24 protein-coding genes and 1 tRNA gene are annotated in these 23,788 nt (G+C 44.7%); 13 read left to right on the top strand and 12 right to left on the bottom strand.

Translation table 11 applies throughout. The annotated features are described in order from the left end of the window. From LAY57_RS20825 to LAY57_RS20805, 5 genes are all read left to right on the top strand, one after another. The coding region (locus LAY57_RS20825) for a tetratricopeptide repeat protein (protein WP_249068795.1) at positions 1–539 on the top strand (539 nt) is incomplete at its 5' end. A gap of 83 nt (positions 540–622) precedes the next feature. Continuing rightward, on the top strand, positions 623–817 hold the full coding sequence (locus tag LAY57_RS20820; RefSeq protein WP_249068794.1) for a type II toxin-antitoxin system prevent-host-death family antitoxin: 195 nt from the start codon (positions 623–625) through the stop codon (positions 815–817). Between the two features lie 452 nt (positions 818–1,269). Continuing rightward, complete coding sequence (locus LAY57_RS20815; RefSeq protein ID WP_249068793.1) at positions 1,270–1,485, top strand: hypothetical protein; 216 nt, start codon at positions 1,270–1,272, stop codon at positions 1,483–1,485. Between the two features lie 56 nt (positions 1,486–1,541). Continuing rightward, complete coding sequence (locus LAY57_RS20810; protein WP_249068792.1) at positions 1,542–1,769, top strand: type II toxin-antitoxin system HicA family toxin; 228 nt, start codon at positions 1,542–1,544, stop codon at positions 1,767–1,769. Between the two features lie 392 nt (positions 1,770–2,161). Further along, entirely contained in the window at positions 2,162–2,602 is a 441-nt protein-coding gene (locus LAY57_RS20805; protein WP_249068791.1) for an aspartyl protease family protein, read from the top strand. A 234-nt stretch (positions 2,603–2,836) separates the two neighbouring features. Here the strand turns inward: LAY57_RS20805 and LAY57_RS20800 are convergent, their stop codons facing one another. The 8 genes from LAY57_RS20800 to LAY57_RS20765 form a co-directional block, all read right to left on the bottom strand. Further along, positions 2,837–3,004, bottom strand: coding sequence for an aldo/keto reductase (locus LAY57_RS20800; protein ID WP_249068790.1), 168 nt, complete (start codon positions 3,002–3,004; stop codon positions 2,837–2,839). A 3-nt stretch (positions 3,005–3,007) separates the two neighbouring features. Further along, positions 3,008–3,310 (bottom strand): TIGR02450 family Trp-rich protein, encoded by a 303-nt coding sequence (locus LAY57_RS20795; RefSeq protein ID WP_249068789.1) that lies wholly within the window; start codon positions 3,308–3,310, stop codon positions 3,008–3,010. A 193-nt stretch (positions 3,311–3,503) separates the two neighbouring features. Then, positions 3,504–3,986 carry a cytochrome b6-f complex subunit IV gene (petD, locus tag LAY57_RS20790; RefSeq protein WP_249068788.1) on the bottom strand — a complete coding sequence of 161 codons (483 nt, stop codon included), beginning with the start codon at positions 3,984–3,986 and terminating at the stop codon, positions 3,504–3,506. A 56-nt stretch (positions 3,987–4,042) separates the two neighbouring features. Continuing rightward, on the bottom strand, positions 4,043–4,711 hold the full coding sequence (gene petB / locus LAY57_RS20785; RefSeq protein ID WP_249068787.1) for a cytochrome b6: 669 nt from the start codon (positions 4,709–4,711) through the stop codon (positions 4,043–4,045). A gap of 314 nt (positions 4,712–5,025) precedes the next feature. Continuing rightward, positions 5,026–5,910: a hypothetical protein gene (locus LAY57_RS20780; protein ID WP_249068786.1), complete on the bottom strand. Its 885-nt coding sequence runs from the start codon at positions 5,908–5,910 to the stop codon at positions 5,026–5,028. Positions 5,911–5,987: 77 nt separating this feature from the next. Then, positions 5,988–6,596 (bottom strand): DUF1517 domain-containing protein, encoded by a 609-nt coding sequence (locus tag LAY57_RS20775; protein WP_249068785.1) that lies wholly within the window; start codon positions 6,594–6,596, stop codon positions 5,988–5,990. A 79-nt stretch (positions 6,597–6,675) separates the two neighbouring features. Further along, positions 6,676–8,238, bottom strand: a complete 1,563-nt coding sequence (locus LAY57_RS20770; RefSeq protein WP_249068784.1) for a pentapeptide repeat-containing protein — start codon at positions 8,236–8,238, stop codon at positions 6,676–6,678. Positions 8,239–8,368: 130 nt separating this feature from the next. Further along, entirely contained in the window at positions 8,369–9,916 is a 1,548-nt protein-coding gene (locus LAY57_RS20765) for a pentapeptide repeat-containing protein (protein WP_249068783.1), read from the bottom strand. Between the two features lie 263 nt (positions 9,917–10,179). On the opposite strand from LAY57_RS20765, the gene LAY57_RS20760 reads away from it, so the two are divergent. The 3 genes from LAY57_RS20760 to LAY57_RS20750 all read left to right on the top strand — a co-directional run bounded on the left by LAY57_RS20760 (position 10,180) and on the right by LAY57_RS20750 (position 13,984). After that, positions 10,180–12,018 carry an APC family permease gene (locus LAY57_RS20760; protein ID WP_249068782.1) on the top strand — a complete coding sequence of 613 codons (1,839 nt, stop codon included), beginning with the start codon at positions 10,180–10,182 and terminating at the stop codon, positions 12,016–12,018. Between the two features lie 11 nt (positions 12,019–12,029). After that, a complete protein-coding gene (locus tag LAY57_RS20755) occupies positions 12,030–12,881 on the top strand; it encodes a prephenate/arogenate dehydrogenase (protein WP_249068781.1) in 852 nt (283 codons plus the stop codon). Between the two features lie 338 nt (positions 12,882–13,219). Beyond that, positions 13,220–13,984, top strand: coding sequence for a class I SAM-dependent methyltransferase (locus LAY57_RS20750; RefSeq protein ID WP_249068780.1), 765 nt, complete (start codon positions 13,220–13,222; stop codon positions 13,982–13,984). A 161-nt stretch (positions 13,985–14,145) separates the two neighbouring features. Here the strand turns inward: LAY57_RS20750 and LAY57_RS20745 are convergent, their stop codons facing one another. The 3 genes from LAY57_RS20745 to trhO form a co-directional block, all read right to left on the bottom strand. Continuing rightward, complete coding sequence (locus tag LAY57_RS20745; RefSeq protein ID WP_249068779.1) at positions 14,146–14,619, bottom strand: GNAT family N-acetyltransferase; 474 nt, start codon at positions 14,617–14,619, stop codon at positions 14,146–14,148. After that, on the bottom strand, positions 14,616–14,984 hold the full coding sequence (locus tag LAY57_RS20740; protein WP_249068778.1) for a hypothetical protein: 369 nt from the start codon (positions 14,982–14,984) through the stop codon (positions 14,616–14,618). The genes LAY57_RS20745 and LAY57_RS20740 overlap by 4 nt, the downstream gene beginning before the upstream one ends. Before the next feature lie 558 nt (positions 14,985–15,542). Beyond that, entirely contained in the window at positions 15,543–16,358 is an 816-nt protein-coding gene (trhO, locus tag LAY57_RS20735; protein WP_249068777.1) for an oxygen-dependent tRNA uridine(34) hydroxylase TrhO, read from the bottom strand. 163 nt (positions 16,359–16,521) lie between these two features. On the opposite strand from trhO, the gene LAY57_RS20730 reads away from it, so the two are divergent. The 5 genes from LAY57_RS20730 (at position 16,522) to LAY57_RS35910 (ending at position 22,175) form a co-directional block, all read left to right on the top strand. Continuing rightward, positions 16,522–16,594: transfer RNA gene (locus LAY57_RS20730), tRNA-Ala, on the top strand. A gap of 70 nt (positions 16,595–16,664) precedes the next feature. Then, a complete protein-coding gene (locus LAY57_RS20725) occupies positions 16,665–16,949 on the top strand; it encodes a hypothetical protein (RefSeq protein ID WP_249068776.1) in 285 nt (94 codons plus the stop codon). 100 nt (positions 16,950–17,049) lie between these two features. After that, complete coding sequence (locus LAY57_RS20720; protein WP_249068775.1) at positions 17,050–19,623, top strand: tetratricopeptide repeat protein; 2,574 nt, start codon at positions 17,050–17,052, stop codon at positions 19,621–19,623. A 43-nt stretch (positions 19,624–19,666) separates the two neighbouring features. Then, the gene (pbpC, locus tag LAY57_RS20715) at positions 19,667–22,042 is read left to right on the top strand and encodes a penicillin-binding protein 1C (protein ID WP_249068774.1); all 2,376 of its coding nucleotides are present in this window, start codon (positions 19,667–19,669) and stop codon (positions 22,040–22,042) included. A 4-nt stretch (positions 22,043–22,046) separates the two neighbouring features. After that, positions 22,047–22,175 carry a hypothetical protein gene (locus LAY57_RS35910; RefSeq protein ID WP_275994249.1) on the top strand — a complete coding sequence of 43 codons (129 nt, stop codon included), beginning with the start codon at positions 22,047–22,049 and terminating at the stop codon, positions 22,173–22,175. Positions 22,176–22,180: 5 nt separating this feature from the next. On the opposite strand, the gene LAY57_RS20710 is transcribed toward LAY57_RS35910, so the two are convergent. Further along, positions 22,181–23,443 (bottom strand): ligand-gated ion channel, encoded by a 1,263-nt coding sequence (locus LAY57_RS20710; RefSeq protein ID WP_249068773.1) that lies wholly within the window; start codon positions 23,441–23,443, stop codon positions 22,181–22,183. Positions 23,444–23,788 lie beyond the last annotated feature (345 nt).

Here is a 23,788-nt window from a genome sequence, read left to right as displayed (position 1 = left end):
AAGCACTAGCAATTTTACAACCAATCAATCATCGCGAGTTTGAAGCTAATTCCCTTGGTGGTTTAGGCAATGCTTACAAATCTCTAGGACAATATCAGGAAGCGATTGGTTTCTATCAGCAATCTCTAGAAATTGCGAGGGAAATAGGCTATCGTCTTGGTGAAGGTATGTCCCTTGGTGGTTTAGGCAATGCTTACTATTCTCTAGGACAATATCAGGAAGCGATTGGTTTCTATCAGCAATTTCTAGAAATTAAAAGGGAAATAGGCAATCGTCTTGTTGAAGGTATTACCTGGTTTAATTTAGGAATAGCCTTAGAAAAAGAGAATCGAAAATTAGATGCAATAGGGGCTTTTCGCAATTCTCGCCAACTATTTCAATCAATGGAACTCGATGCAAATGTTCAAATGGCTGAAAATGAAATTCAGCGCATAGAAGCAAATTCGGCAACACCTTCCCATTCTAACAGAAATTGGCTAAAAAATGCGACTAACTTTCTGTGGCGAGTGGTACGCGCACAATTTCGGCAGCGTGGTTGAAATATCCCTTTTCCCTCTAAAATTTTCTGATGACATATCTGCTACTTCAGTTACATTATAATTAGGATAAGTAAAAACCTGCCATGATTGAATTACACCCAGAGTATTTAAGCAAAAACGGCAAGAAAGAATTCGTTGTCCTCCCTTACGAGGAATTTGAAGCACTGCAAGAATTGTTAGAAGATTTAGAAGATTTGCGAAATGCCAAACAGGAAGATGCAGATAAACCTTCAATATCGTTAGCAGAAGTAAAGAAGCAATTGAGATTATCAGAATAAGAACAATTTAATATAAATTAGGAGAATAAACGATTAACACCCAATTAGTTGAATCCGTATTTCAAGTTATCATGTCTCTCTCTCCAGAGGAGCGAATTTTACTATAAAAAAAACTATTTGCCAATATTCCCTATCCTTCCACTTCCGAATTAATCCAACTCGCCCAAAGCGGCGGTAGCTTTGATTTTCTCAAAGATTAACCCGATATTTACACTCTTGAAGATGGAGAACTAATCTAGTAGTAAATTAATTAGCTGTGTTGTCCAGACCCGCCAGCGATTCAAATCGCTGGCGGGCTATGAGGGTTGCCATTAACTCTGTATAATAAAGAATGGAACAAAAAATTAATAATAAGATAATAACCCAATGAAAATCAAAGTCATCATTCACGAAGCAGAAGAAGGCGGATATTGGGCTGAAGTCCCGTCTATACCTTATAGGAGTTAACAAAAATGCACATCGACTACACAGTTCAAATTTGGAAAGAAGGATCGCAATTTGTTGCCCACGCGATGCCCTTAGATGTGATGAGTTCTGGGCCAACACCAGAAGCAGCCAGAATTGCCTTAGATGAAGCAGTCCACCTTTTTCTAGTCACCGCCGCCGATATAGGCACTTTAGATGAAATTCTCCAAGAAACAGGCTACAAATTCCAAGATGGAAAGTGAGTAAGTCCTGAATGGGTGGCAATTGAAAAACATTCTGTCACAATGGGAGTCTAAATATGCCAAGAATTACTCCCATTTCCTGGCAGCGACTAGAAAATGTATTCCTCACTGGTTTTGAATTTGCTAGGCAAGAAGGAAGCCATCGTTCCTACACTAAACCTGGTATTTTACGCCCCGTTGTGATTCCTACTTATGATGAAATTTCTGTTTCAATTATCAGCACTAACCTGAAAACTGCGGGAATTTCTAGAGAGGAGTATTTCCGACTATTAGCAGAAACGTGAATGCGGGGTAGGGGCAAGGGGCAAAGTATTCGGATAGTTATATCTTGGTTAGATTTCATAAACTGTCGCCCGAATGAATCGCGCATCCGCGCCACTTCGCGAACGCCCCTACAGAATTTTGATTAAGCAATTGAAGGTTGTCTATTAATCTAAAAATTGGTATATATGAGCGCACAGATTCCCATTCTTAAATGATATGTCAAGATGCAGATTTTGACAAGAGGTTTTTTGCTAATTTAACAAATAGTTAAACTATCGGTAATTAAATTGATCGATCGCAGCCGATCGCAATGGGTTTCAACAAGCAATCTATATTAAAATAGCGCTTATAGGAATTAACAATATCTTTAACAGAGGTAAAAATAGCAACTATGATTATTAGAGCGATCGCTATGTCATCAACAACCATCAAAGAAATGGGCAAAGTCATCACGACAGTAACATTTACAAATCTAGGCGACCAATTTTTAGCATCAAGAGGCTTTATGCCACCGGAACAGATCCGCTCTATTACACTAGAAAATGTCTTAATAGACACAGGTGCAACTCGACTTTGCTTACCCGCTCAAATCATCAATCAATTGGGTTTGACATTCCTAAGAGAAATAGACACCAGGACAGCCGCAGGACTCAAAAAAGCTCGTGTTTTCCGAGGAGTTAAAATTGCCTTAGTGGGACGAGAAGGAATATTTGATTGTGTCGAACTTCCAGGCGGCGAACAGCCTTTGCTAGGCGTAATTCCTTTAGAGGAGTTAGGATTGGAACCCGATTTAAAAAATCAACAGCTTAGGGTGTTACCAATGGAGGGGAACGATACTTATGTTACGGCTTAGAGATTGACGCATTCACTATTATAGCTAGGGGCTAGGGGCTAGGGAAGAGGAAAAAGGTTACTCCGTAAGGGATGATGAACTAAAGGTAACAGTTTGAGTTGCCCTCATCGCCCTGGCGGTTGCTATAAATTGTCAAAAACGATTAAGATGCCGATCGCAACTTTGGCAACAGAGGCGATCGCATAGCGTGCTGTAGGCATATCGTGCTACCCTCACGTTAAGCGATCGCACACCTCACTCTTTTGTCGCGTCGTCAATCCTTGCTACTTTCTCAGCAGACAGCTTCACATCAACCGCACGCACCGAGTCCTCAATACTGGAAACCTTGCTAGCACCGGGAATAGGCACAACACAGGGAGACTTTGCCATTAGCCATGCCAGCACAATATTGTACACTGACACACCTTATCCTCGATCCATCGCTGATACCAATATTTTGGATGAATCATCTTCCCACAGATGTATCTCATCGATCGTCTGCATTTCTTGTAGAGATTGCCAACCAGCCTGCCACATAGATTGTTGCTTGAGAGATTTGGCATTGATCCAAAACCGGACGCTAGGGTCGCAGGATGCCACCATTTCCGCAAATACCCACTTGCCCTCTTTTTTTCGGTTTACCACCTGAAAATGTCGCCAACCCCAAGTTTTCTGCTTGGCTGTCCATTTTGAACCCACTAGATAGGGAAATTTTGGCTTTTTCGGCATTTTTTTACTCTAATCCTCCTCAAGATAGTGTGTGTCTCAACCCGTCAGTAATTTTAGGCAGAGGGATATATATTATCCCAGAAATTGACATTTAATTTTAAATCTAAAATCTAAAATCAATATGACGCCAGATGAATTTCTCTATATACTGCTAAGAAACTCAACGGACGTCATATCAAAGGCTATTCAGTTTTTAGAACAGACCCAAGGTGATGGATTTATCGATCGGCAGAGTGGCAGCGATTCCCAGGTAAATAGTAACCAGAGTACCGAACAAAAACACAGTTGTAGCCACCGGACGACGGAAAGGATTTTGAAACTTGTTAACATTTTCAATAAATGGAACAAGAATCAGACCCAAGGGTACTGAAGCCATCAACAAGACGCCCAGCAATTTATTCGGTACTGTACGCAGGAGCTGGAAAACAGGCCACAGATACCATTCTGGCAAAATCTCCAGAGGCGTCGCAAACGGGTTAGCCGGTTCCCCAACCACTGCTGGATCGAGAACAGCCAGACCGATACACAATGCGATCGTCCCCATAATCACAATGGGGAAAACATACAGCAGGTCATTAGGCCAAGCGGGTTCGCCATAATAGTTATGGCCCATACCCTGAGCTAGTTTGGCGCGTAATTCTGGATCGCTGAGATCCGGTTTTTTGATGATTGACATAGTGGAAAATGCTCTCCTCTGTTACATTCTTTAAAACGGCAGTTGCCGAGCCGAGATTACAATGGGCCCGAAATGCCTTGCTTGCGAATCATCAAGAAGTGCAGCAGCATGAACACCGCGATTAGCCAGGGCAGAACAAAAGTGTGGGCGCTGTAGTAGCGAGTCAAAGTTGCTTGACCCACACTCGAACCGCCGCGCAACAAGTCAGCTATTAGCGTACCAACCACAGGAATTGCTTCGGGAACGCCACTAACGATTTTCACCGCCCAGTAACCGATTTGATCCCAAGGTAGAGAGTAACCAGTCACGCCAAAAGAAACCGTGATTACAGCCAGGATGACGCCAGTCACCCAAGTCAGTTCGCGGGGCTTTTTGAAACCGCCCGTTAAATAGACTCGGAAAATGTGCAAAACCATCATCAGTACCATCATGCTGGCAGACCAGCGGTGGATGGAACGGATGAGCCAGCCAAAGTTAACTTCCGTCATAATGTACTGCACCGAGGTAAAAGCTTCGGCAACAGTTGGCTTGTAGTAAAACGTCATGGCGAATCCAGTGGCGAACTGGATCACAAAGCAAACCAGGGTAATCCCGCCCAGGCAATAAAAGATATTGACGTGGGGAGGAACGTACTTGCTGGATACGTCGTCAGCCAGCGCCTGAATCTCTAGGCGTTCCTCAAACCAGTTGTATACTTTCGAGTCCGTTACCTGCTTAGTAAACATGAAGCAAGAGTTCCTAAAAAATTTATTGCCGTTATTGCGTTTCCCAATCTCCAAAGCAGGGGATGGGGTGGGTGAATCAAAAGCTAACCTTTATCCGCTTGATTGGATGGTATGCTATGCCCCTACAGACTGAAATTTTAGTCCGTATTTAATTGTAGGCAGGTTATTAGCCGAGTTGAACGCTGCGATCGAAAATAGGGGCTATGGAAGAAGGGGCTAGGGGCTAGGGGCTAGGGGTTAGGGAAGAGAGGGAAGATTCTGCTCCTCTGCTCCTCTGCTCCTCTGCTCCTCTGCAACTTAGCGCCTTCTGCAACTTAGCGCCTTCTGCTGCCGAAACCACTGCTTCGACTCCTGCCACCGCTGCCAAAACTAGACGATGGATTGCGACTGGGTTGAGATTTGCCAGATTGGCGCAGAGTACTGGAGCCAAAACCAGAACCTGTGGGGCGGTTGGTAGTAGATGGGCGCGAAGGACTGGTGTAGCTTGGCCGAGAAGAAGGATAGTTTCTGATATTACCCGTAGTACGTAAAGTGGATTGTCGATTTTTTACCGCCGGTGGAGGCGTTTGGTAACGAGTTTGGTACTGTCCCACCGCTTGGTTATAGGTGCTGCCATACCCGCCATAGCCAGTCATAAGGCTGACTCCAGGCTGATATACTGGCGGCACGTAGTACTGGGGTCTAAATAAAAGACCGCTCACCACATTCCCCGCTACAGCACCGGCAAAGGGTGCCCAGAAGCCGCCGCTTTGCTGACGCACAATGACGGTTTGGGGTTGTCCGGTTTGCGGGTCTGTCCGAGTTTCGGTGACTGCGTGGATATATTCAATCTTGAAGTCTTCCTTTAAGTGCAAAGAGGTTTGACCGTTTTCCACCTTCAGATAACTCTTTTTGCCAGCGGATACCTCTTCTGGTGTCAGACTTGCCATCTGTAAGTCTGTGGTGCGAAAGGTAGAGGGCGTACCGGGCTGGGTGTTGAGCAAAAACAAGCTGTATTCCCCATTGGCATCGTTATAGCTAGCCTGCTGCACGGGATACTCCCCTGGATTGATTTTGGTGGGAGCCGATCGCACCGGGACGTTTTGATTGTATTGTCTGTTTGAGGTAGAATTGCCGCCGCAAGCGACGGTTGTCCAGCACAAGGTCACAGCGAGAAAAAGGATAGTAAATTTACGAAATACGGTTTGGTGACTGGCCATGATAATTTCACAACAAACTTGGTTTAGGGAGAACCTACTCGCGAGGGTGTAAAGCAGCAATCTATTTTTGCTACCAGTTAGAGAGGGATTAATTCTGGAAAATGCTCCAACAGTTGGTCAGAAGTTAATTCATCGCCCAATTGAGCGGGTGACCAGTGAATTTGGATGGCCCGCAAGGTTCCTTTATAGTGTAGGTTAATCAATGCTTTCAGGCCAGCTTTGAGGGCGCTTAGGTTGGAGAGATCCCCTTCCAATTCGGGAACTTCGCCTTCATAGGCCACTGTAATCATCACAATCAGGTGACGAGTCACCGGCAGATACAAAGGGTCGTTTGCTCCAGGTGCGGGGCGTGAGAGATCTGGTTCGCCGCTTAAGTAGCGCTGGGCTGAGTCGGTAAATAAATTGTTGAATTCGTCACCAGCTTCGCCTTCTTCCCAAAAGACGTTGCCTTCATTGGCGGCAGATTGCCAGTAGGTGTCGTATTGCAATAGGCTTTGACAGATGTCCACCAGTCCTTCGCCCAAAACTTGCATATCGCCTTCTGCATCAATTGCTTGCCTTGCAGCCCGATTGAGGACGCCCAGCAGTGGGGCGATTTGTTCCCCACCTAGATGGATAAATAGACGACAGACCACAAAACGTTTACGGCCCATCATCTGCCCGAAGCGATCGCGCCATGCGTTCATCTTTCTTCCCCTCTCTACTCCAGGCCAATTTTACCAACTTTCGTCTTTGCTTATTATAATAATTTTTCAACCTGAAGAGTTATTTTTCCAAGGTTGGAAAATTTTTGATAAAATCAAAAACTACGCTAGCAGAAGGCGGAGTATATTTGACTGGCTCTATTGAAGTTATTTGGTCTGGATTTGCGAAGCTGGATGGTTTAACAAAACGTTTCCCAAACTGGGGATGATGATATATATTCAATGTTTGATCGCTTGAATTAGTTAACACGATCTGGGTAGGAGATTGAAAAAATTTAGAATCTTCCTTGATGACGAAACTACTTTTCAATAACTTGCTCGCAAAGATTTTACTCAATCCTTGAATAAGAGCATTACTCAAATTCTGTAGGCGCTGAGGTTCTTTGATACCCAAATTGTCCATCTCTGGCGATTGCAGCATCTGCATTAAGATAATGATATTTTTATGAGTAGCTTCACTATCTGTAAAGGGAAGAATCGCAAGGTAAGCAGTGGAAAATAATTGGTTATCGTTATCTATCACAAATGTGAGCAGAGTGCGGCGACGACCTACTTTAATGCTGGGTGGTAGGTAGAAAACTGACTGTTGCTGAGCGATTTGATGGTAACAGGAAGCTAAGGTAAAATGAGATTCGTGGTCTAAGGGTGCGTCGATAATAATCTGGACGGTAGGTAAAGTTTGATGAAAAAACTTTCTCGCTTCTTCAGAACTGAGGCGGTAAATCTGGGTCCGATCGCCATCCGGGCTTAAATCTACCCACTCACAAATTAAGCCTTCAGTTTTCAAACCGAAGCGCGACACCGCATAAAGTTTTGCCCCAGTTAAAGTAGCTCCCGATAAGTCTGCACCAGTCCAATCTGCCCGGATCAATCTTGCTTGCGTGAGATCGGCGTGAACCAAGCTGGCATTTAATAAATTAGCATTGCTTAAGTCTGCCCCAATTAAGTTAGCCCCACTCAATTTGGCATCGCTGAGATCGGCCCATCTCAAATTCGCGCCACTTAAGTCAACCCATCTCAGATTTGCCCCACTCAAATTGGCTCCACTCAAGTTGGTGCAACTGAGGTTAGCTTGTCTGAGTTCGGCATCTCTGAGGTTAGCGCCGGTAAGATCCGCTCTACTCAGATCGCTCCCGTGCAAATTTGCCCCCTCCAAGTTGGCTGCTGTCAGAGAAGCACCCCTGAGATTAGCCCCACTCAGGTTAGCGCGACTGAGGTTAGCTTGTCTGAGCTTTGCTTCTCGGAGATCCGCGCTGGTGAGGTTAGCCCCAGTAAGATTTGCTCTGCTGAGTTCGGCTCGAATCAGTTCCGCTCTGATTAAGGCTGCTTGGATCAGTTCCGCTCCACCTAAGTCTGCTCGAATCAGGTTAGCCACGTTGAGGACAGCTCTGTTCAAATTAGCCTTGGTGAGATTAGCACCGCTCAGTCTCGCAACGTTGAGTTTGGCATGGCTTAAGTTTGCTGAATAGAGATTTGCGCCACTGAGGTTAGCCACACTCAGGTTAGCCCCACTGAAATTAGCACCGCTCAGGTTCAAGCCACTCAGGTTAGCCTCGGTCAGGTTGGCAGCAGCAAAGTTTCTTTCTCCTGCTTCGTATTTAGTTATAAATTCTTCAACTTCCATGATTGGCTACCTTATCCATAATCCTGATAGTTCAAACAACATTTAACTTTTTAGTTGTTGCTGTTATCATATTTCTCAATTTCCTCGCGGCAAAATGCGATTTTTTCCGAAAAAAAGACTCATTCTTCGCTCAAGGAAATGTTTTGATGAAATCACAGATTACATTCAAAGCAGGTAATGCTAACTTATTGGGATTTGCAGCTATTTTAACCGCCGGTTCTATCTTCAACGGCGTAATAATCTTTTTGCCAAAAGTAGGATGATTATAAAGATTTAAAACTCCCTCGTTGGAATTGTTTAAAATTGTTTGAGTTGGGGATTGAAAAAAAATACCTTTTTTAAAATTTCTAGGGAAAAATTTTAAAAGTTTACTCTTTTGGAGTTTATCAATTAAGTGAATTAGGTCGCCACCTATTTGCTGAAGTTGATTTTTTTCTTGAGCGTTCAGAGTTTCTATATCTTCTTGTTGAACCATTTGGAGCAAAGTCATGATATTTTCCTGAGTGGCAGAGGCATCGTCAAAGGGGGAAATAGCGACATAAGCAGTAGGAAATAATTGCTCGTCACTATCAATCCTAAGTGTGATAGTAGTTCTCCGATCGCCCACTTCAATACTGGGTGGGCGATTTAGGCTCGGATATTCTTGAGCGAAGTGATAATAAGTGGCAGCTAAGGCAAAGTTAGCTTCTTGGTCTAAAGGGGCATCGACGATGATACGAATGGTAGGTAATGTTTGATGAAAAAACCTTCTCGCTTCTTCGACGCCCAGACGGTAGATCTGTGAGCGATCGCCTTCCGGGCTTAAATCCATCCACTCGCAGGTCATGCCTTCCGTCTTCAGACCGAAGCGGGAAACAGCATAGAGTTTAGCTCCGGTTAAAGTTGCACCCGTTAGATCGGCACCAACCCAATCTGCCCGGATCAAATTGGCTTGGCTTAAATCCGCATGAACCAGACTAGCATTTAATAAGTTCGCATTGCTCAAATCCGCCCCACTTAAGTTTGCCCCACTCAACTTTGCCTCGCTCAGGTTAGCCCATCTGAGATTAACCCCACTCAAATCGGCCCATCTCAGATTCGCCCCACTCAAATCAGCGCCGCTAAGATCGGCTAAACCGAGATTGGTTTGTCTGAGTTCCGCACCTCTGAGGTCGGCTCCGCTGAGGTCAGCCCGACTCAGATCGCTCCCGTGCAAGTTAGCCTGTTCCAAGCTGGCTTCTGTCAGGCAGGTTCCCCTGAGATTGGCCTCGCTCAGGTTAGCTCCGCTCAAGTTGGCTAACCTAAGTCTTGCCTCTCCCAGATCGGCTCCTGTTAGGTTAGCACCGCTGAGGTTAGCCCCACTAAGTTCAGCCCGAATCAGTTCGGCTCTGATCAGGGAAGCTTGGACGAGTTCGGCTCCACCCAAGTCAGCGCGAACCAAATTGGCTACGTTAAGGATAGCTCCGTTTAAATTGGCATTAGTGAGATTGGCTCCACTGAGCCTAGCAACGTTGAGTTTGGCCTGACTTAGATTGGCTTCGCTGAGGTTAGCGCCGCTGAGGTTTGATATGCTCAGGTTGGCTGCGGTCAAATTGGCCCCGCTCAGGTTAACGCCACTTAAATTGGCCTCGCTGAGGTTAACACCAGTAAAATCTCTGGTTCCTGCTGCGTATTTTTTTAGAAATTCTTCTACTTGCATTAGGCTACCTTGCAAACATACTTACTAGATTGATGGCACTTCCGGCGCGGGAGTGCCAATACCATTTCACTTTTAGTTTGCTACATCTGGGAGACAGAAGAGGCTCTTGGAGGCAGGAGAAGCTCTTGGAGTTATCCCTATTCCAATTGTTAACGCTGATATGCTAATAGCGCTAACCCTACTGTATAGGTTGGGCTTTATACTTTAACGAGTAAACCCAGTCTCCTAGACTAGATAGCAGCGATCGTATCGGTAGACTCTCTATGTCGTTTTATTCTCAAGTCAAACGATTTCTGGTTGGTGAATCGTTACCGACGAGCGCCCATGCAGAAGAACGGTTGAGTAAAGCCGCTGCATTAGCTGTTCTTTCCTCTGATGCGCTCTCATCGGTTGCTTACGCCACAGAAGAAATCTTACTGGTTCTGGTAGCCGCCGGAAGTGCTGCTCTGGGTTGGTCTGTACCAATTTCTGTCGCGATCGTCCTGCTGCTGGGAATCGTCGTTTTTTCCTATCGGCAGACCATTCGAGCCTACCCCAAGGGTGGTGGCTCTTACATCGTTGCTCGCGAGAACCTGGGCCTAATTCCAGGACTGGTGGCAGGTGGTTCGCTGATGATCGACTACATCCTGACGGTCACAGTTAGCGTTTCTGCGGGTACAGCCGCTCTAACCTCAGCAATTCCACAGTTACAGCACTGGACAGTAGAACTTTGTTTGGTCTTTGTTTTTCTGCTGATGGTGGCAAATTTGAGGGGGGTACGGGAATCAGGTCAGCTGTTTATGATTCCCACTTATACGTTTGTTGTCAGCATTTTTATCCTGATTGGCGTTGGTTTTTATCAACAGGCTACCGGACATATACCTGAGAATTACCCCGATCTTCCAGTTAAAGAATCGGTCAGTTTATTTTTCGTTTTGAATGCCTTTTCTAGAGGTTGTACGGCGCTTACCGGAGTGGAAGCCATATCGGATGGTGTTCTAGCCTTTAAGAAACCTGAGTCTAAAAATGCCCGCACTACATTGCTGTTTATGGGCGAAATTCTGGGAATCATGTTCCTGGGAATTACTTTGTTAACCAATGCTTACCATATTGTTCCAGAAGAGGGACAAACAGTAGTTTCACTGTTGGGTCGCCAGATTTTGGGAGAACATAACCCATTTTACTACTTTATCCAAGTTGCCACGCTGTTAATCTTACTTTTAGCTGCCAATACTAGCTTTGCCGACTTTCCCAGACTTTGTTACTTTTTGGCTCGCGATGGATTTTTGCCCCGACAATTAGCACTATTGGGCGATCGTCTAGTCTATTCCAACGGCGTTATTTTCTTGAGCGTATGTGCTGGTGTTTTGATCGTTGTTTTCCGAGGGCAAGTTAACGCAGTTATTCCCTTGTATGCTGTGGGTGTGTTCACTTCATTTACTCTGTCCCAAGCTGGGATGGTACGCCGCTGGTTCAAAGAACGAACATCCGGTTGGAGAGCAAGCGCCTTGATGAACGGCATAGGAGCTATTGCTACAACAGTGGTTCTAGGAGTGATCGTAGCGACAAAATTCCAGGAGGGCGCTTGGTTAGTTGTGGTGGCAATTCCTTTGCTTGTGACCCTATTTATAGCCATTCGCCGTCACTATAAATATGTGGCAGAACGTCTTACCCTTGAGGGAATAGCGCCTCGGAGTTCTATTCCCAGACCAAAAACGGATATTGTTACTCACCCAGCAGTGGTTGTGGTAGGTCAATTGAACCGAGGGACTCTAGAAGCATTAGACTATGCACGCAGCATAGCCGATGAAATTGTGGCGATTAGTGTCGATATCGGTACAACAGATCGCGAGAAGCTACAAAAACGATGGCAACAACTAGAGGCAGATATTCCTTTAGTAATTCTGGATTCGCCTTATCGATCGGTAATTACTCCGATTGTCGATTTTGTGAGCGAGTTTGAAGATAAACACCCTGGTGTTTTATCGACGGTAATCATTCCGGCTTTTGTAACGCGGAATTGGTGGGAGGGAATTTTGCATAACCAAACGGCTGTGTTCTTGAAAGCGCAGTTACGCGCTCGCAAAAGTCGGGTTGTTACTACTGTTAGGTATTACCTTTAATCTCAGAAGCGATGAAGATTGGTATTGTTGGACTGGGATTAATTGGTGGTTCGTTAGGATTAGATTTGCGTGCGATCGGCCACCAAATCTTGGGTGTCAGCCGTCGCTCTAGTACTTGTCAGGAGGCTCTAGCACGCGGCATTGTGGATGATGCTGGTGTCAATCTGTCAATGCTGGCTGCGGCTGATGTCGTTTTTATATGCACTCCCTTGAGCGCAATTATTCCCACAATTGAGGAACTAATTCCCCACATTTCTGCTCATACAATTGTGACAGATGTGGGTTCGGTGAAGACGCCGATTGTTAAAGCTGCTGCTGCTATTTGGCCTAATTTTGTGGGCGGACATCCAATGGCTGGAACAACAGAAAGCGGTTTGGATGCGGCTATATCCAATTTATTTGCTGGCAATCCTTATGTGCTGACGCCTGTGGAAACGACGCCTGCAAATGCTGTGAAGGTAGTAGAAGAAATTGTGCGATCGCTCGCCTGCAAATTCTATCTCTGCCGTCCAGAAGACCACGATAAAGCTGTGGCTTGGATTTCCCATTTGCCAGTAATTGTGAGTGCTGGTTTGATTGATGCTTGCATGAGCGAAACTGACCCAAATGTGTTGGAATTAGCACAACAATTGGCTAGTTCCGGTTTCCGCGATACCAGTCGGGTTGGCGGCGGAAATCCAGAATTAGGAGTAATGATGGCGCGGTATAATAAAGGCGAATTGCTGCGAAGTCTCCAACAATATCGCCACAGGGTTGACGAATTGATTGCCCATATCGAAGAGTCAGATTGGCACGCTTTGGAGGAAAAACTTAAACAGACTCACCACTCACGGCCTGAATTTTTGGGATCTAAAAGTACATGAGTGAACTCGGCAAATTGTCTGTTGTCATCGTTGGTTACATTTTTACCGCAGATGAAGACAGATGAACGCAGATAAACGCAGATAAGAGTAAGAAGAAGCGTTTTTTAGGTGGCCGATGCGTAAGGACATGATATAATTTATCGATCGAATCAGTTAGGATTTACGAAGAGATCCCCCCAACCCCCCTTAAAAAGGGGGGCTAAAGATTCTCACCTTTTACAGCTTTTTTCAGGTGAGTTAGGTGCAGAGAAACCCGGTTTCTTCAAGAAACCGGGTTTCTGGGGTGTACTTAATGCAACTGAAACTCGCTGTAAGATGTGGATAAAGGAGATTTTGCTATGCTAGAAAATCGTTGGGATACTTCTCTCTATGAGAGAAAACATTCATTTGTTTGGCAATATGGCGAAGAGTTACTTAATTTGCTGGCTGTACTACCGGGGGAGCGAATTCTTGACCTTGGCTGCGGTACGGGACAATTGACGGAAAAGATTGCCCAGGCTGGAGCTATTGTGATGGGAATTGACTATGCTCCTGCTATGATTGAGAAGGCGAAGGAAAACTATCCCGATCTTGAGTTTGCGGTTGCAGATGGGAAGGATTTTAAAGTCGATCGATCTTTTGATGCTGTCTTTTCTAATGCGGCGCTGCATTGGATTCAAGAACCGGATGCTGTTATCGGTTGCATTCGAGACGCACTCAAGCCAGAAGGTCGCTTTGTGGCGGAATTTGGTGGTAAGGGGAATATCAATGCGATCGCCAAAACACTCTACAGTGTCTTGGTAGACCTCGGCTATCCGTCCCCGGAAAAAATGAATCCTTGGTATTTTCCCAGCATCGGTGAGTACGCTACACTGCTAGAGCAACAAGGCTTTGACGTAAAGTATGCCGTTTTATTCGATCGGCCCACTCCTCTAGAAGATGGAGATGCAGGTATAGGAAACTGGATTCAAATGTTCGCAAGTCATTTTCTCTCAGGAATTTCTGCCGAACAACAAGCAAGTGCAATTCAAGAAATTGAGCGTCGTTTGAAGCCAACTCTGTATCGAGATGGAACCTGGATAGCCGACTACCGCAGAATTCGAGTAGTTGCGATTAAAGCATAAGTTATACCAAATCCGGGTTTGTTACCCCATGAGAATTTTTGGCATAAACATTGTAGGGACAATTCATGAATTGTCCCTACAGCCGATCGAGATAAAGGGGGTAATCGTTGCGGATTTGGTATTAATAGGGACTCTAAAAGTCAAAAGTCCAAAATCAAAAGTCAAATCAGATCTAGCCGCATCTCATTAGTTTGTGAAAAACCCAAGCTTGAATAGACAGGTTTGCCTGGTGGTGAGGCGTGTAAGATAACCCTCGTACAACCGAGGGATTTGAGATATTCAACTGCCGTACTGGTGAGTTTTTTAGCAATTCCTTGTCCTCGATAGTCCGGCTCGACATAAACTCCCCAGATATATCCATATTTCCGATATTCCGCTTTGAGGATATGCGGATAAAGTCCTGCAAAAATCTGGCAACTCGTTGAACCAATGATTTGGTTATCAATTTCGGCTACAAAGGCTTTATAGAATAGTTTTTGGCGTGCCTCTTCGATGAATTGGAGCGTAATGTTAAGCCAATCAGGTTCGATAGAATTAGCAGTAACCTCATTGTCCAGCCACATTTGATAAAAGTGTTCCGCAATAAGAGCGTCTTCGCGTGGACTTGCTTCTTTCACCTGAATATTTAGATTCATCCTTCGTCATCTTGAGGGCAGTAGTCAGAACAATGGATCGCTTGTTCGGTTAAAGCAACAGAAGGCTGTATTGCACACTTGAGATAATGATTCCCTGAAAAGAATCGACATTTCCTACAAGGAATTTGATGATATGGCTTGACGTTAAAAGCAATTTCATGTTTGATGGCAGTCCATTTTTTAAACAGCATGAAAAAAAGAACTCCACAACCGACGATCAAGGCAATGGGAACGTAAAAGGCTACTGCATCGGCTGTGCTTACTCCATCCGGTTTGGCTCCATCAAGTTTACTGTGACTTGAAACTGTCTCATTAAAATTTTTCTCTTTGGCTGTATATCGTCTTAAAGTTCCCTGAGTATACATATAACTTACCTACGAGAATAAGTATCGAGGCCATGATTTTTATCTAGCAGTTTGATATTTTGGATTTGAGATTGGCTCCCAAATTTACAGCGAAAATCTGACATCCAAAATTTCAAATTGATTCGGTCTATCCAAAATTTTCAGCGAAAATCAAAAATTGGGTGACGGCTTTTTTAAGATTGATTACTGGCAAGACCACACTTATAGATATATCAAAAAAATTAGGCTAGTATCTCTGCCAAAAGTTTGGCTTACCAATTAATATGGTATATCCAGAGATAGAAATAACGGGTAGGAAGAGAGATTTAACAGTGATATCATGTCCGTTGGCATCTTTATTGCATAGTAGGGGCGGGTTTATCTAGGATATTTATGAGCAGGAGAGTTTTTCTATAAACCCGCCCCTACAACACCTCAAACTATATGATAACGATGCTACCGGAGATGATATGACTGATAACAATTGTGAATTGGTAATATCTAAAGTCTAAGATATAAGAGCTAAAATTGCTAGTCCACTAGAGCATCGGTCAAGTATTGTTTTAGGGCGGTAAGCGGTCAATCCAAACAGTAGGGACAAGAAATGCCTTCCTGATAATTAGGGGAGTTTTTATCGTCTGGCGCGATCGGATGTCCGCAGCTGGGACACATTTCATGAGTTCCTGCTTCCAAGCCATGACCCAGGGCAATGCGTTGGTCAAAGACAAAACATTCGCCTTGCCACAGACTCTCTTGTGCGGGAACTTCTGCCAAATACTTGAGGATGCCGCCTTTGAGATGATAAACCTCCGGGAACCCTTGGGCCTTCATGAAGGATGTTGCTTTTTCGCACCGAATGCCGCCAGTGCAGAATAGGGCAACTTTTTTGTGTTTGGTGGGGTCGAGGCTTGAGCGAACGTAGTCTGGAAATTCCCGAAATGAGCCAGTTTTGGGATTTTGCGCTCCTTTAAAGGAGCCGACACCCACTTCATAATCGTTGCGGGTGTCAATGACGATCACCTCTGGATCGGAGATTAGGGCATTCCAGTCTTGAGGATTGATATATGTGCCAACTTCCTCGACGGGATCGATTTCGGTTAATCCCAGTGTGACGATTTCTTTCTTGAGGCGCACCTTCATGCGATCGAATGGTGTCCCCTCTGCGTTGGACTCTTTGTGTTCCAGGTCTACTAGGCGGGGGTCAAAGCGCAAAAAGGATAGCACGGAGTCAATTCCCTCGCGATCGCCTGCGATCGTCCCGTTAATGCCTTCTGCTGCCAGCAGAATCGTCCCTCTGACGCCCTGTGCTTGACAGTGTGACAACAGAGGGCTTCGTTTGTCGGCAAAATCCGGCAACTTAACGAATTTATAGAAAGTGGCGACAATTTGGGCCATTTCCTCAATGGAACTTATCTAAATTTTTCGATCTACTTTACAAGTTAACTTAACAGAGGTATTGTAGATAAGGTGTGCTTCCAAAAAATTCTTGCTCTTACCCCTTGCAAAAGTGAAATAAAGAGCTAAGATAACAGAGGTGACTAAAAAAAGTCGCAATTTCGGGGGTATAACTCAGTTGGTAGAGTGCCTGCTTTGCAAGCAGGATGTCAGCGGTTCGAGTCCGCTTACCTCCATATTTTCAGACCTTTTCACTGGTACAGTGTGGTACACAGAATTTCGTGCTGAATATGTCAATTTTAACCAATGACCCAAACCCCAGACTCAAACCGACTAGACCGCATTGAGCGAATACTGGACACTTTAGCCACCAACCAAGTAAACGAACGGGATGCTCGGCTGGCTATGAGAGAAGATTTGGAAATTCTCTATCAAACAGTCCAGCTAACCGATCGAGCGATTAACGAATTGATACGGAACGCCGAAGCAGATAGAGCCGCCATTAGGGAACTCCAAACTGAGGTTAAGGGGATTCAGACTGAAAATCAGCGGATTTTGGAATTTTTGTTTGGACAGCAGGGTGAATTATGAGACTCAGGTGATTAACCAGAGCAGAGTTACCCTAGTAATAGGCTACTGGTGATTTTTACCAGTTCGGGCCAAACCCGCTCTACAGACAAAGGGAGTCCCCATGAAGCGCAAGCATCCTTACCTTTTCGCATTGGTATCGCAAGGCAGTGTCGTTGTTTCGACTGTGCTGTTGTCTGTTAGTATTGCTTTAGCCCAACCCACCTCCTCTACAAAAGAAGGTAGTGCTACTCTGGCGATTTCCTCTAGCGAACGTCAAGAACTGGAGCAATTGCGAGAACAGAGACGCATTCAAAACCAAGTTCAAGCTCAGGCGAATCGCGCCTTTAGTCGGACAACGACCCTGTTTAATGTATTGCTGGTTACTCTAGCGCTGCTTTTGGCAGCTGCGATCGTTGCCTTGTGGCTATTGCGGCGATCGGTGATGACAGAGGTTACAGAGATCGTCACAAACCATCTTAATCAACTGGATGACTTGCAGAGTAAGGTTACCAGCGCCAATCAAAAAGTGCAAACCTTGCTGGCAAAAGCTGAGGATATGGGGGATGAGTTAAGCGATCGGGCCGAAGATTTCCACCAAGAGATAGATGTCAGACTAGACAATATCTCTCAACTCCTATCCCAAGTCTCTCAATCTAAGCAACAGGCATTAACGGCATTAGAGACGCAAATAAAAGATGCTCAAAAGTCGCTGGAAAAATTAGAGCATGAGTTTACATCTCAACTCTCCGAACTCGGATCGGATGCCCAAAAACACAAAGGTTTAATTGTTCAAAATCTAGAAAAATTAAGCTCAGAATTTGCTCCTCAACTTTCGGAAATGCAAGCTGCTGTCGAAGCACAGAAGAAAGTTGTGTTGCACTATCTAGAAAGTTCAGAAACAGCGTTAGCGACTCAGCTTTTAGATGTTCATAAGAAGGTAGAAAAACAACGCGATTTAGTTCTACAAAACATCGAAAAATTAGCCTCAGACTTTGTTCCTCAGCTTTCCGAAATAGAGACCGATATAAAAGTCCAAAAAGAGGCTGTATGGCAGAACATAAAACAATCGCAAACTGATTTCTCCAAACAACTGTCTGCACTTAATCTAGATACCCAAAAGCAACGTGATTTAATATTGCAAAACCTGAAAAAACTAGAAGCTGAGGTAGCACCGAAGCTATCTGGAGTTCAGACGAGTGCTGAAGAAAAAATTAAACAGCTTTATCAAGATGCAATTCAGAATTTAGATCGATTGGGGAGTGAAATGGGGAGTCAGGTTTCAGAGTCGCAGTCGCAGATTCAAGGACAAATGACCCAGATACTCCAGAATATCAAAAATATGGAAACTGAATTTGCCACTCAGGTTTCAGCTTCGCAATCGGGTATTCAAGAAAAGAGAAAACACACTATTCAGAGCCTGGAAAAATTAGAAACTTCGGCCAAAAGTCAATTTTCCAAATTAGATTCGGAAATTCAAGGCAGAAAAAATCTGAACTTAGAAAATCTCGAAAAGTTGAACGCAGAGATTATCGATCGCGTATCCCAACTACAGACCGAAATTCAGACGCGAAAGGATGTAACTCTTCAGAATATAGATAAATTGGAGACGGCATTTGCTCAAAATCTTGCTGAAGTGATAGGACAAGCTCAAACTCAGAAGGATTTAATCATACAGCAACTAGCTGCAAATACGCCGACATCGATGGTAGAAGCTATCATCCCGGAAGTGGCACAGAAAATGCAAGCTTTGAGCGAACAACTTGAGCGGCTGAAATCTAATCATCCTGAGTTTTTCTTGACTGCGGATGATTATATCGCTCGCGGAAATGCGTTATTCTCAGAAGGGCGGTATGAAGAAGCGATCGCAAACTACGATCGCGGTATTGAAATCAAGCCGAATAACTCTACTGTTTTATATCAGCGGGGTCTTGCTTTCTGGGAGTTACAGCAGTATGAAAACGCGATCGCCTCGTTGGACAAAGCACTGGAACTTAAACAAGACGATCCTAACATTTGGTATCACCGAGGTCTTGCTCTCAAAGAGTTACAGCGGTATGAAAAAGCGCTCGCCGCTTTTAACAAAACCGTTCAAATTCAACCAGACGACTGCAAAGCGTGGTTGCAACGGGGTATGACTCTGGGGAGGTTGAAACAATATGAAGATGCGATCGCGTCATTGGATAAAGCGCTGGAAATCAAGCCGGATTATCATGAAGCATGGGTGAATAGAGGTGTGGTGTTAGGAACATTGCAACAGCATGAAGAAGCTTTTAACTCTTTTGACAAAGCTGTGAATGTTCAGCCGGATGATGGGGTAGCCTGGTTAAATCGAGGTTTGGCTTTGAGCGTTTTAGAACGATATGAAGAAGCTGTTGATTCTTTTGACAAAGCGATCGAATTAAATCCTGATTCCCATAAAGCGTGGAATTATAAAGGTGAGATGCTAGTCAAACTAGAGCGCGACAAAGAAGCACTTGATAGCTTCGATCGCGCTTTGGCTCTCGAACCAAAATATGGCAATGCCTATTACAATAAGGCAGTCTGTTATGCCTTGCAGGAGCGAGTGAAATCAGCTGTGGAAAACCTACAGCAGGCGATCGCACTCAATCCCAAGTATCGCACGCAGGCAAAAACTGACCCCGATTTTGACGGAATTCTAGAAGATAAGCGATTCTGGCTATTAATTGAGGGTTAAAATGGCATCTTTTCTGGAATTGCCCAATAGTAAAGGGTGACTGATGAACAATCTAATTTCGCATCAGTTTTGGCAAAATCCGATTCTTAGAAAAGTCGGTCAAATAACCTGCATTTTGTTGTTGCTGGGGATAACAGTGCGAAGTATCCCCTATCTAGCTCCTATTCATACTAAAGATTTGATTCAGGATCGGCAAGCGATCGAATTTAGCGATCGCAACGGCTTACCCTTGGGAACATTGCTCAGCCGTAACCAAGAACATACCGCCGTTGTCCCCTTAAATGAAGTTTCTCCCCACTTCAAAAACGCCATCATCGCCGCCGAAGATAAGGGATTTTACCAGCATGGGGCGCTGGATATAAAAGCGATCGCACGGGCAATTCACCAAGCAATTGAAGCCAAAAGAATTGTTTCAGGCGCTTCCACCATTACCATGCAACTGGCGCGGATGATAGACCCCATTCCGCGCACTTTTTGGGGAAAAACACAAGAAATTTGGTTATCTTGGCGGTTAGCCGCAGGTATGACCAAAAATGAAATCCTTTCTGCCTATATCAACCGCTTACCAATGGGAGGAAATATTTATGGTGTAGAAGCAGCTTCCCGCGTTTATTTTGGTATTCCTGCGAGTGACTTGAATTTGGCGCAAGCGACGCTTCTCGCCGCCTTACCCAACGATCCTACTAATCTGAATCCTTACCATAATTTGCCAGCACTGAAACGGCGACAAATTTATGTTTTAAACCGCATGGTGAAAGATGGATATATTACTCGCGCTAATAGCGATCGGGCCTACACTGAAAAAATAGCCCTTCAACCCCGGAAGCAAGGTATTCTCGCCGCACCCCAGTTCTTATTTTGGGTAGCCAATGAACTGGACAAGGAGAATTTAAAAGTAACACATCCTTCCCATCTGCGAACCACCATAGATCGTCCTTTGCAGCAATTTGTAGAAGCGCAAGTGCAGGAAGTAGTCCGCATCCTCACGCCTAACAATGTACATCATGCTGCCGCTTTAGTTATTAACAACCACACTGGCGAAGTGTTAGCTTATGTCGGTTCACCAGATTATTTTAATGAAGCAGAAATAGGTCGCAATGACGGCGTGCAAGCATTGCGTCAACCCGGTTCAACCCTTAAACCTTTTTTATATGAATTAGCGTTAGAAAATCGGATAATTCACCCCAATACAGTATTAGCCGATGTGCCAACTCATTACGCGATTCCAGGCGCAAAACTGTATAGCCCTCAAGATTATAACGAAACTTTTCAGGGGCCTGTGCGAGTCCGCATTGCTTTAGCAAATTCCCTCAATATTCCGGCGGTGCGAGTGTTGGAAAAACTTGGGGTATCCACTTTTCTAGAACGTCTGCATCAACTGGGGTTTTCCCATCTCAATTATCCCCCAGAATATTACGGTTTAGGGTTAACTTTGGGCAGTGGCGAAGTTAGTCTTTGGGAATTAGCTCGCGCCTATGTCACTATGGCAAGACAAGGAGATGCAATACCGTTTGTAACTACATTTTATCATCCCACAATCCAAAATCCTACTTCTAATTCCTCAATCCAAAATCCAAAATCCAAAATCCAAAATCCCACTGAATGGGCATTAATTACCGATATGCTCAGCGATGCTCATGCTCGTGCGAAAGGATTTGGTGTAGAATCGGTGTTGGCTTTACCATTTCCAGCAGCGGTTAAAACAGGGACTTCTTCTAATTTTCGAGATACTTGGACGGTGGGGTTTACGAGAGATTATACTGTGGCTACTTGGGTGGGAAATTTTGATGGCGATCGCATGGCAAAAGTCTCCGGCGTCATGGGTGCAGCGCCTCTGTGGAATCGCATCATGTTACACTTACACGAAGATCGAGAACCTGCTGCTTTTCCCCCTCCAAAAGGTTTGCTGCAAAAACCTATTTGTGCAATTTCCGGTTTGCGTCCAACCCCTGCTTGTCCTTCAGTTGTACAAGAATATTTTTACCCCGAAGATATCAGCTATTATGAAAGTCATCCAGATACTTTTTATCAGATAGTATCGAGCGATGGAAAATCACCCCAGTATCGCCTCAATTTACCTGCGGAATACAACGAGTGGTTAGCAATGCAACCGCAACCTAATTTAGCACCCAGCGGATTGAAAATATTATCTCCTCGTAACGGGGATGTGTTTTTGGTATATCCTGCTGAGCAAAGGTTACAATTTAAACTTGCTACGGCATCAAATCAGCCTATAGAGTGGTGGTTGAATGGTGAAAAAGTGGCAACCCAGTCATCTAATTCTTTTTTCTGGCAACTGCGTCCTGGGAATTGGACGTTAGAGGTTCAAAGTGGGGAAATGAGCGATCGGGTTAGTTTCCAGGTGGAGTTAGCGGATAACAAACGTATTCGCCGAGGGTTTTCTGTTGCGGGCCATTAGGGGAATGCGCGAGTGCAGAGAAACCCGGTTTCTTCAAGAAACCGGGTTTCTCCGGGTGTACTTTATGCAACTGAAACCCGCTGTAGTGCGCGATCGCGATCTTAAAAAGCGATCGCATTTCTTCAGCAAATAGCCTACTTAACCATAATTATGACCGGCAATGATTATAACAATATTGACGAGCGCATACGACGCAACAAACCCAATCTCGCAGAGGTGTTCGATGCGCGTCATATTTATACTCCATTCGGATTGGTGACCTAGAAAAAACAGCGTCTCCATTGCCATTGCCATTAAGATGTAGAACATTGTGATGATATGAATTTGGTCTATCATAGTCAGCGTTTCAGCTGTCCCAAGAGTCGCTCCGGCTGCCTGTAGATTAACGAAAACCGCAAAGAGGGCTCCAACCAGTAAACCTAACATTCCCGTATAAAGTTCGCTATTGGAAGCATCCAATAGGAAGCATACGGCGCAAACAGCAAAAGCAATATAGACGCCTCCAACTAGCTTAATAAAGCTTAAGTTACTGGTTCGTTCGATCTCAATTGTCATATTCACGTTGGCTTGAGCGATTTTGTCAACCGTTGCTCTGGGGTCGGCGAAGTTAGTTTGATATTGAGTTATACCGGCATCGACACTGTAGCTGGCAATCCGCCAACCATCTTGTAGCAGGATAGCGTCATCTATGCCTGAATTCTTCTTATCCGCTTCAAATAGAAACTGCGTTGCATCGGGATAACTCACTAGAAAAGGGATGTTCAGTGTGTGACGATCGAAGGGAAAATTTTGCATATCCCAGTTCTTGCGAAAGGTGCCTCGTAAGTTCGCATACCAATAGCTTCCCTCTCCCACCCCTTTAACAGTCTCTTTTATAGGCATTTCGTAACTTTTTGCGGTCGGAAAGTAAAGAGCATCAGTAGAAGGAGCATCCGGTTTATTGCAGTTACCACTTAACCAGACAACAGCATAAAACGTGCCTTCCACAAAGTCAAAATCAGTGAGAGCGGTCAGATAGTAATTGACTCGGCATCGAGTTAGGGTGGCAGAAGTTTGGGGAACGGGAGTTGAGGTTTGGCCAACTGCCGCAGGGGGAGTTGGGGAAGCAGAAGTTTGGGGAACGGGAGTGGCGGTTTGGTCAACTGCCGCAGGGGGAGTTTGGGCCGCAACAACGGTGGGACGATCGATCGAACCAACCAGAAGGATAACGATAATCGCCAACCCAGCGCAGAGAGGATAAATCAACCCACGGAATATCTGTTGATGAAAAAGCTGTTGGCGAAGCGACTGTAGCGATCGCCAAAACCCTATCTTCTTTCCTGGACGCGGTACTGTTGCGCCATCGGGTGCAGTTGTTTGTCCATCATTAGCCGACTGTTTTCTTGTTGTTTTTTCGTTCATTGCCAGAGAGCCGATATTTCAACCGGGTACAGGGAACTATGTACTAGAGATCTTCCATCAGTTGTACTCTTCCAGTCAGCCGTGAAAATAATTCTTGCCGATTTATTTGTCCGCTTCTGTCAAAATCTACTGATTTGAAACTACCATCAGCAAATTTACCACTATTCGTGTTTTTTAGCGCATGAGAATTTCTTTTTTATTTCGTCAACAATAACAGCTTAGTGATAATTGTTTATTTGCCTACTGTTCGTCGTGAGGGTTTACAAGAAGCTCCGGGTGCGAGAGCCCACTTTTGACTAAAGATTAAAAGTTTATAACACGGAGACTCACGCACCATACAAACTG

The organism is Argonema antarcticum A004/B2 (genome assembly GCF_023333585.1).
GTDB lineage: Bacteria > Cyanobacteriota > Cyanobacteriia > Cyanobacteriales > Aerosakkonemataceae > Argonema > Argonema antarcticum.
Note: the sequence above shows the minus strand (reverse complement) of the source record. Positions and strands in the feature narration are given on the sequence as shown.

Coding starts and splice junctions, on each gene's coding strand:
- LAY57_RS20820 (WP_249068794.1), top strand. CDS start 623: ATGATTGAATTACACCCAGAGTATTTAAGCAAAAACGGCAAGAAAGAA.
- LAY57_RS20815 (WP_249068793.1), top strand. CDS start 1,270: ATGCACATCGACTACACAGTTCAAATTTGGAAAGAAGGATCGCAATTT.
- LAY57_RS20810 (WP_249068792.1), top strand. CDS start 1,542: ATGCCAAGAATTACTCCCATTTCCTGGCAGCGACTAGAAAATGTATTC.
- LAY57_RS20805 (WP_249068791.1), top strand. CDS start 2,162: ATGTCATCAACAACCATCAAAGAAATGGGCAAAGTCATCACGACAGTA.
- LAY57_RS20795 (WP_249068789.1), bottom strand. CDS start 3,310: ATGCCGAAAAAGCCAAAATTTCCCTATCTAGTGGGTTCAAAATGGACA.
- petD (WP_249068788.1), bottom strand. CDS start 3,986: ATGTCAATCATCAAAAAACCGGATCTCAGCGATCCAGAATTACGCGCC.
- petB (WP_249068787.1), bottom strand. CDS start 4,711: ATGTTTACTAAGCAGGTAACGGACTCGAAAGTATACAACTGGTTTGAG.
- LAY57_RS20780 (WP_249068786.1), bottom strand. CDS start 5,910: ATGGCCAGTCACCAAACCGTATTTCGTAAATTTACTATCCTTTTTCTC.
- LAY57_RS20775 (WP_249068785.1), bottom strand. CDS start 6,596: ATGAACGCATGGCGCGATCGCTTCGGGCAGATGATGGGCCGTAAACGT.
- LAY57_RS20770 (WP_249068784.1), bottom strand. CDS start 8,238: ATGGAAGTTGAAGAATTTATAACTAAATACGAAGCAGGAGAAAGAAAC.
- LAY57_RS20765 (WP_249068783.1), bottom strand. CDS start 9,916: ATGCAAGTAGAAGAATTTCTAAAAAAATACGCAGCAGGAACCAGAGAT.
- LAY57_RS20760 (WP_249068782.1), top strand. CDS start 10,180: ATGTCGTTTTATTCTCAAGTCAAACGATTTCTGGTTGGTGAATCGTTA.
- LAY57_RS20755 (WP_249068781.1), top strand. CDS start 12,030: ATGAAGATTGGTATTGTTGGACTGGGATTAATTGGTGGTTCGTTAGGA.
- LAY57_RS20750 (WP_249068780.1), top strand. CDS start 13,220: ATGCTAGAAAATCGTTGGGATACTTCTCTCTATGAGAGAAAACATTCA.
- LAY57_RS20745 (WP_249068779.1), bottom strand. CDS start 14,619: ATGAATCTAAATATTCAGGTGAAAGAAGCAAGTCCACGCGAAGACGCT.
- LAY57_RS20740 (WP_249068778.1), bottom strand. CDS start 14,984: ATGTATACTCAGGGAACTTTAAGACGATATACAGCCAAAGAGAAAAAT.
- trhO (WP_249068777.1), bottom strand. CDS start 16,358: ATGGCCCAAATTGTCGCCACTTTCTATAAATTCGTTAAGTTGCCGGAT.
- LAY57_RS20725 (WP_249068776.1), top strand. CDS start 16,665: ATGACCCAAACCCCAGACTCAAACCGACTAGACCGCATTGAGCGAATA.
- LAY57_RS20720 (WP_249068775.1), top strand. CDS start 17,050: ATGAAGCGCAAGCATCCTTACCTTTTCGCATTGGTATCGCAAGGCAGT.
- pbpC (WP_249068774.1), top strand. CDS start 19,667: ATGAACAATCTAATTTCGCATCAGTTTTGGCAAAATCCGATTCTTAGA.
- LAY57_RS35910 (WP_275994249.1), top strand. CDS start 22,047: ATGCGCGAGTGCAGAGAAACCCGGTTTCTTCAAGAAACCGGGTTTCTC.
- LAY57_RS20710 (WP_249068773.1), bottom strand. CDS start 23,443: ATGAACGAAAAAACAACAAGAAAACAGTCGGCTAATGATGGACAAACA.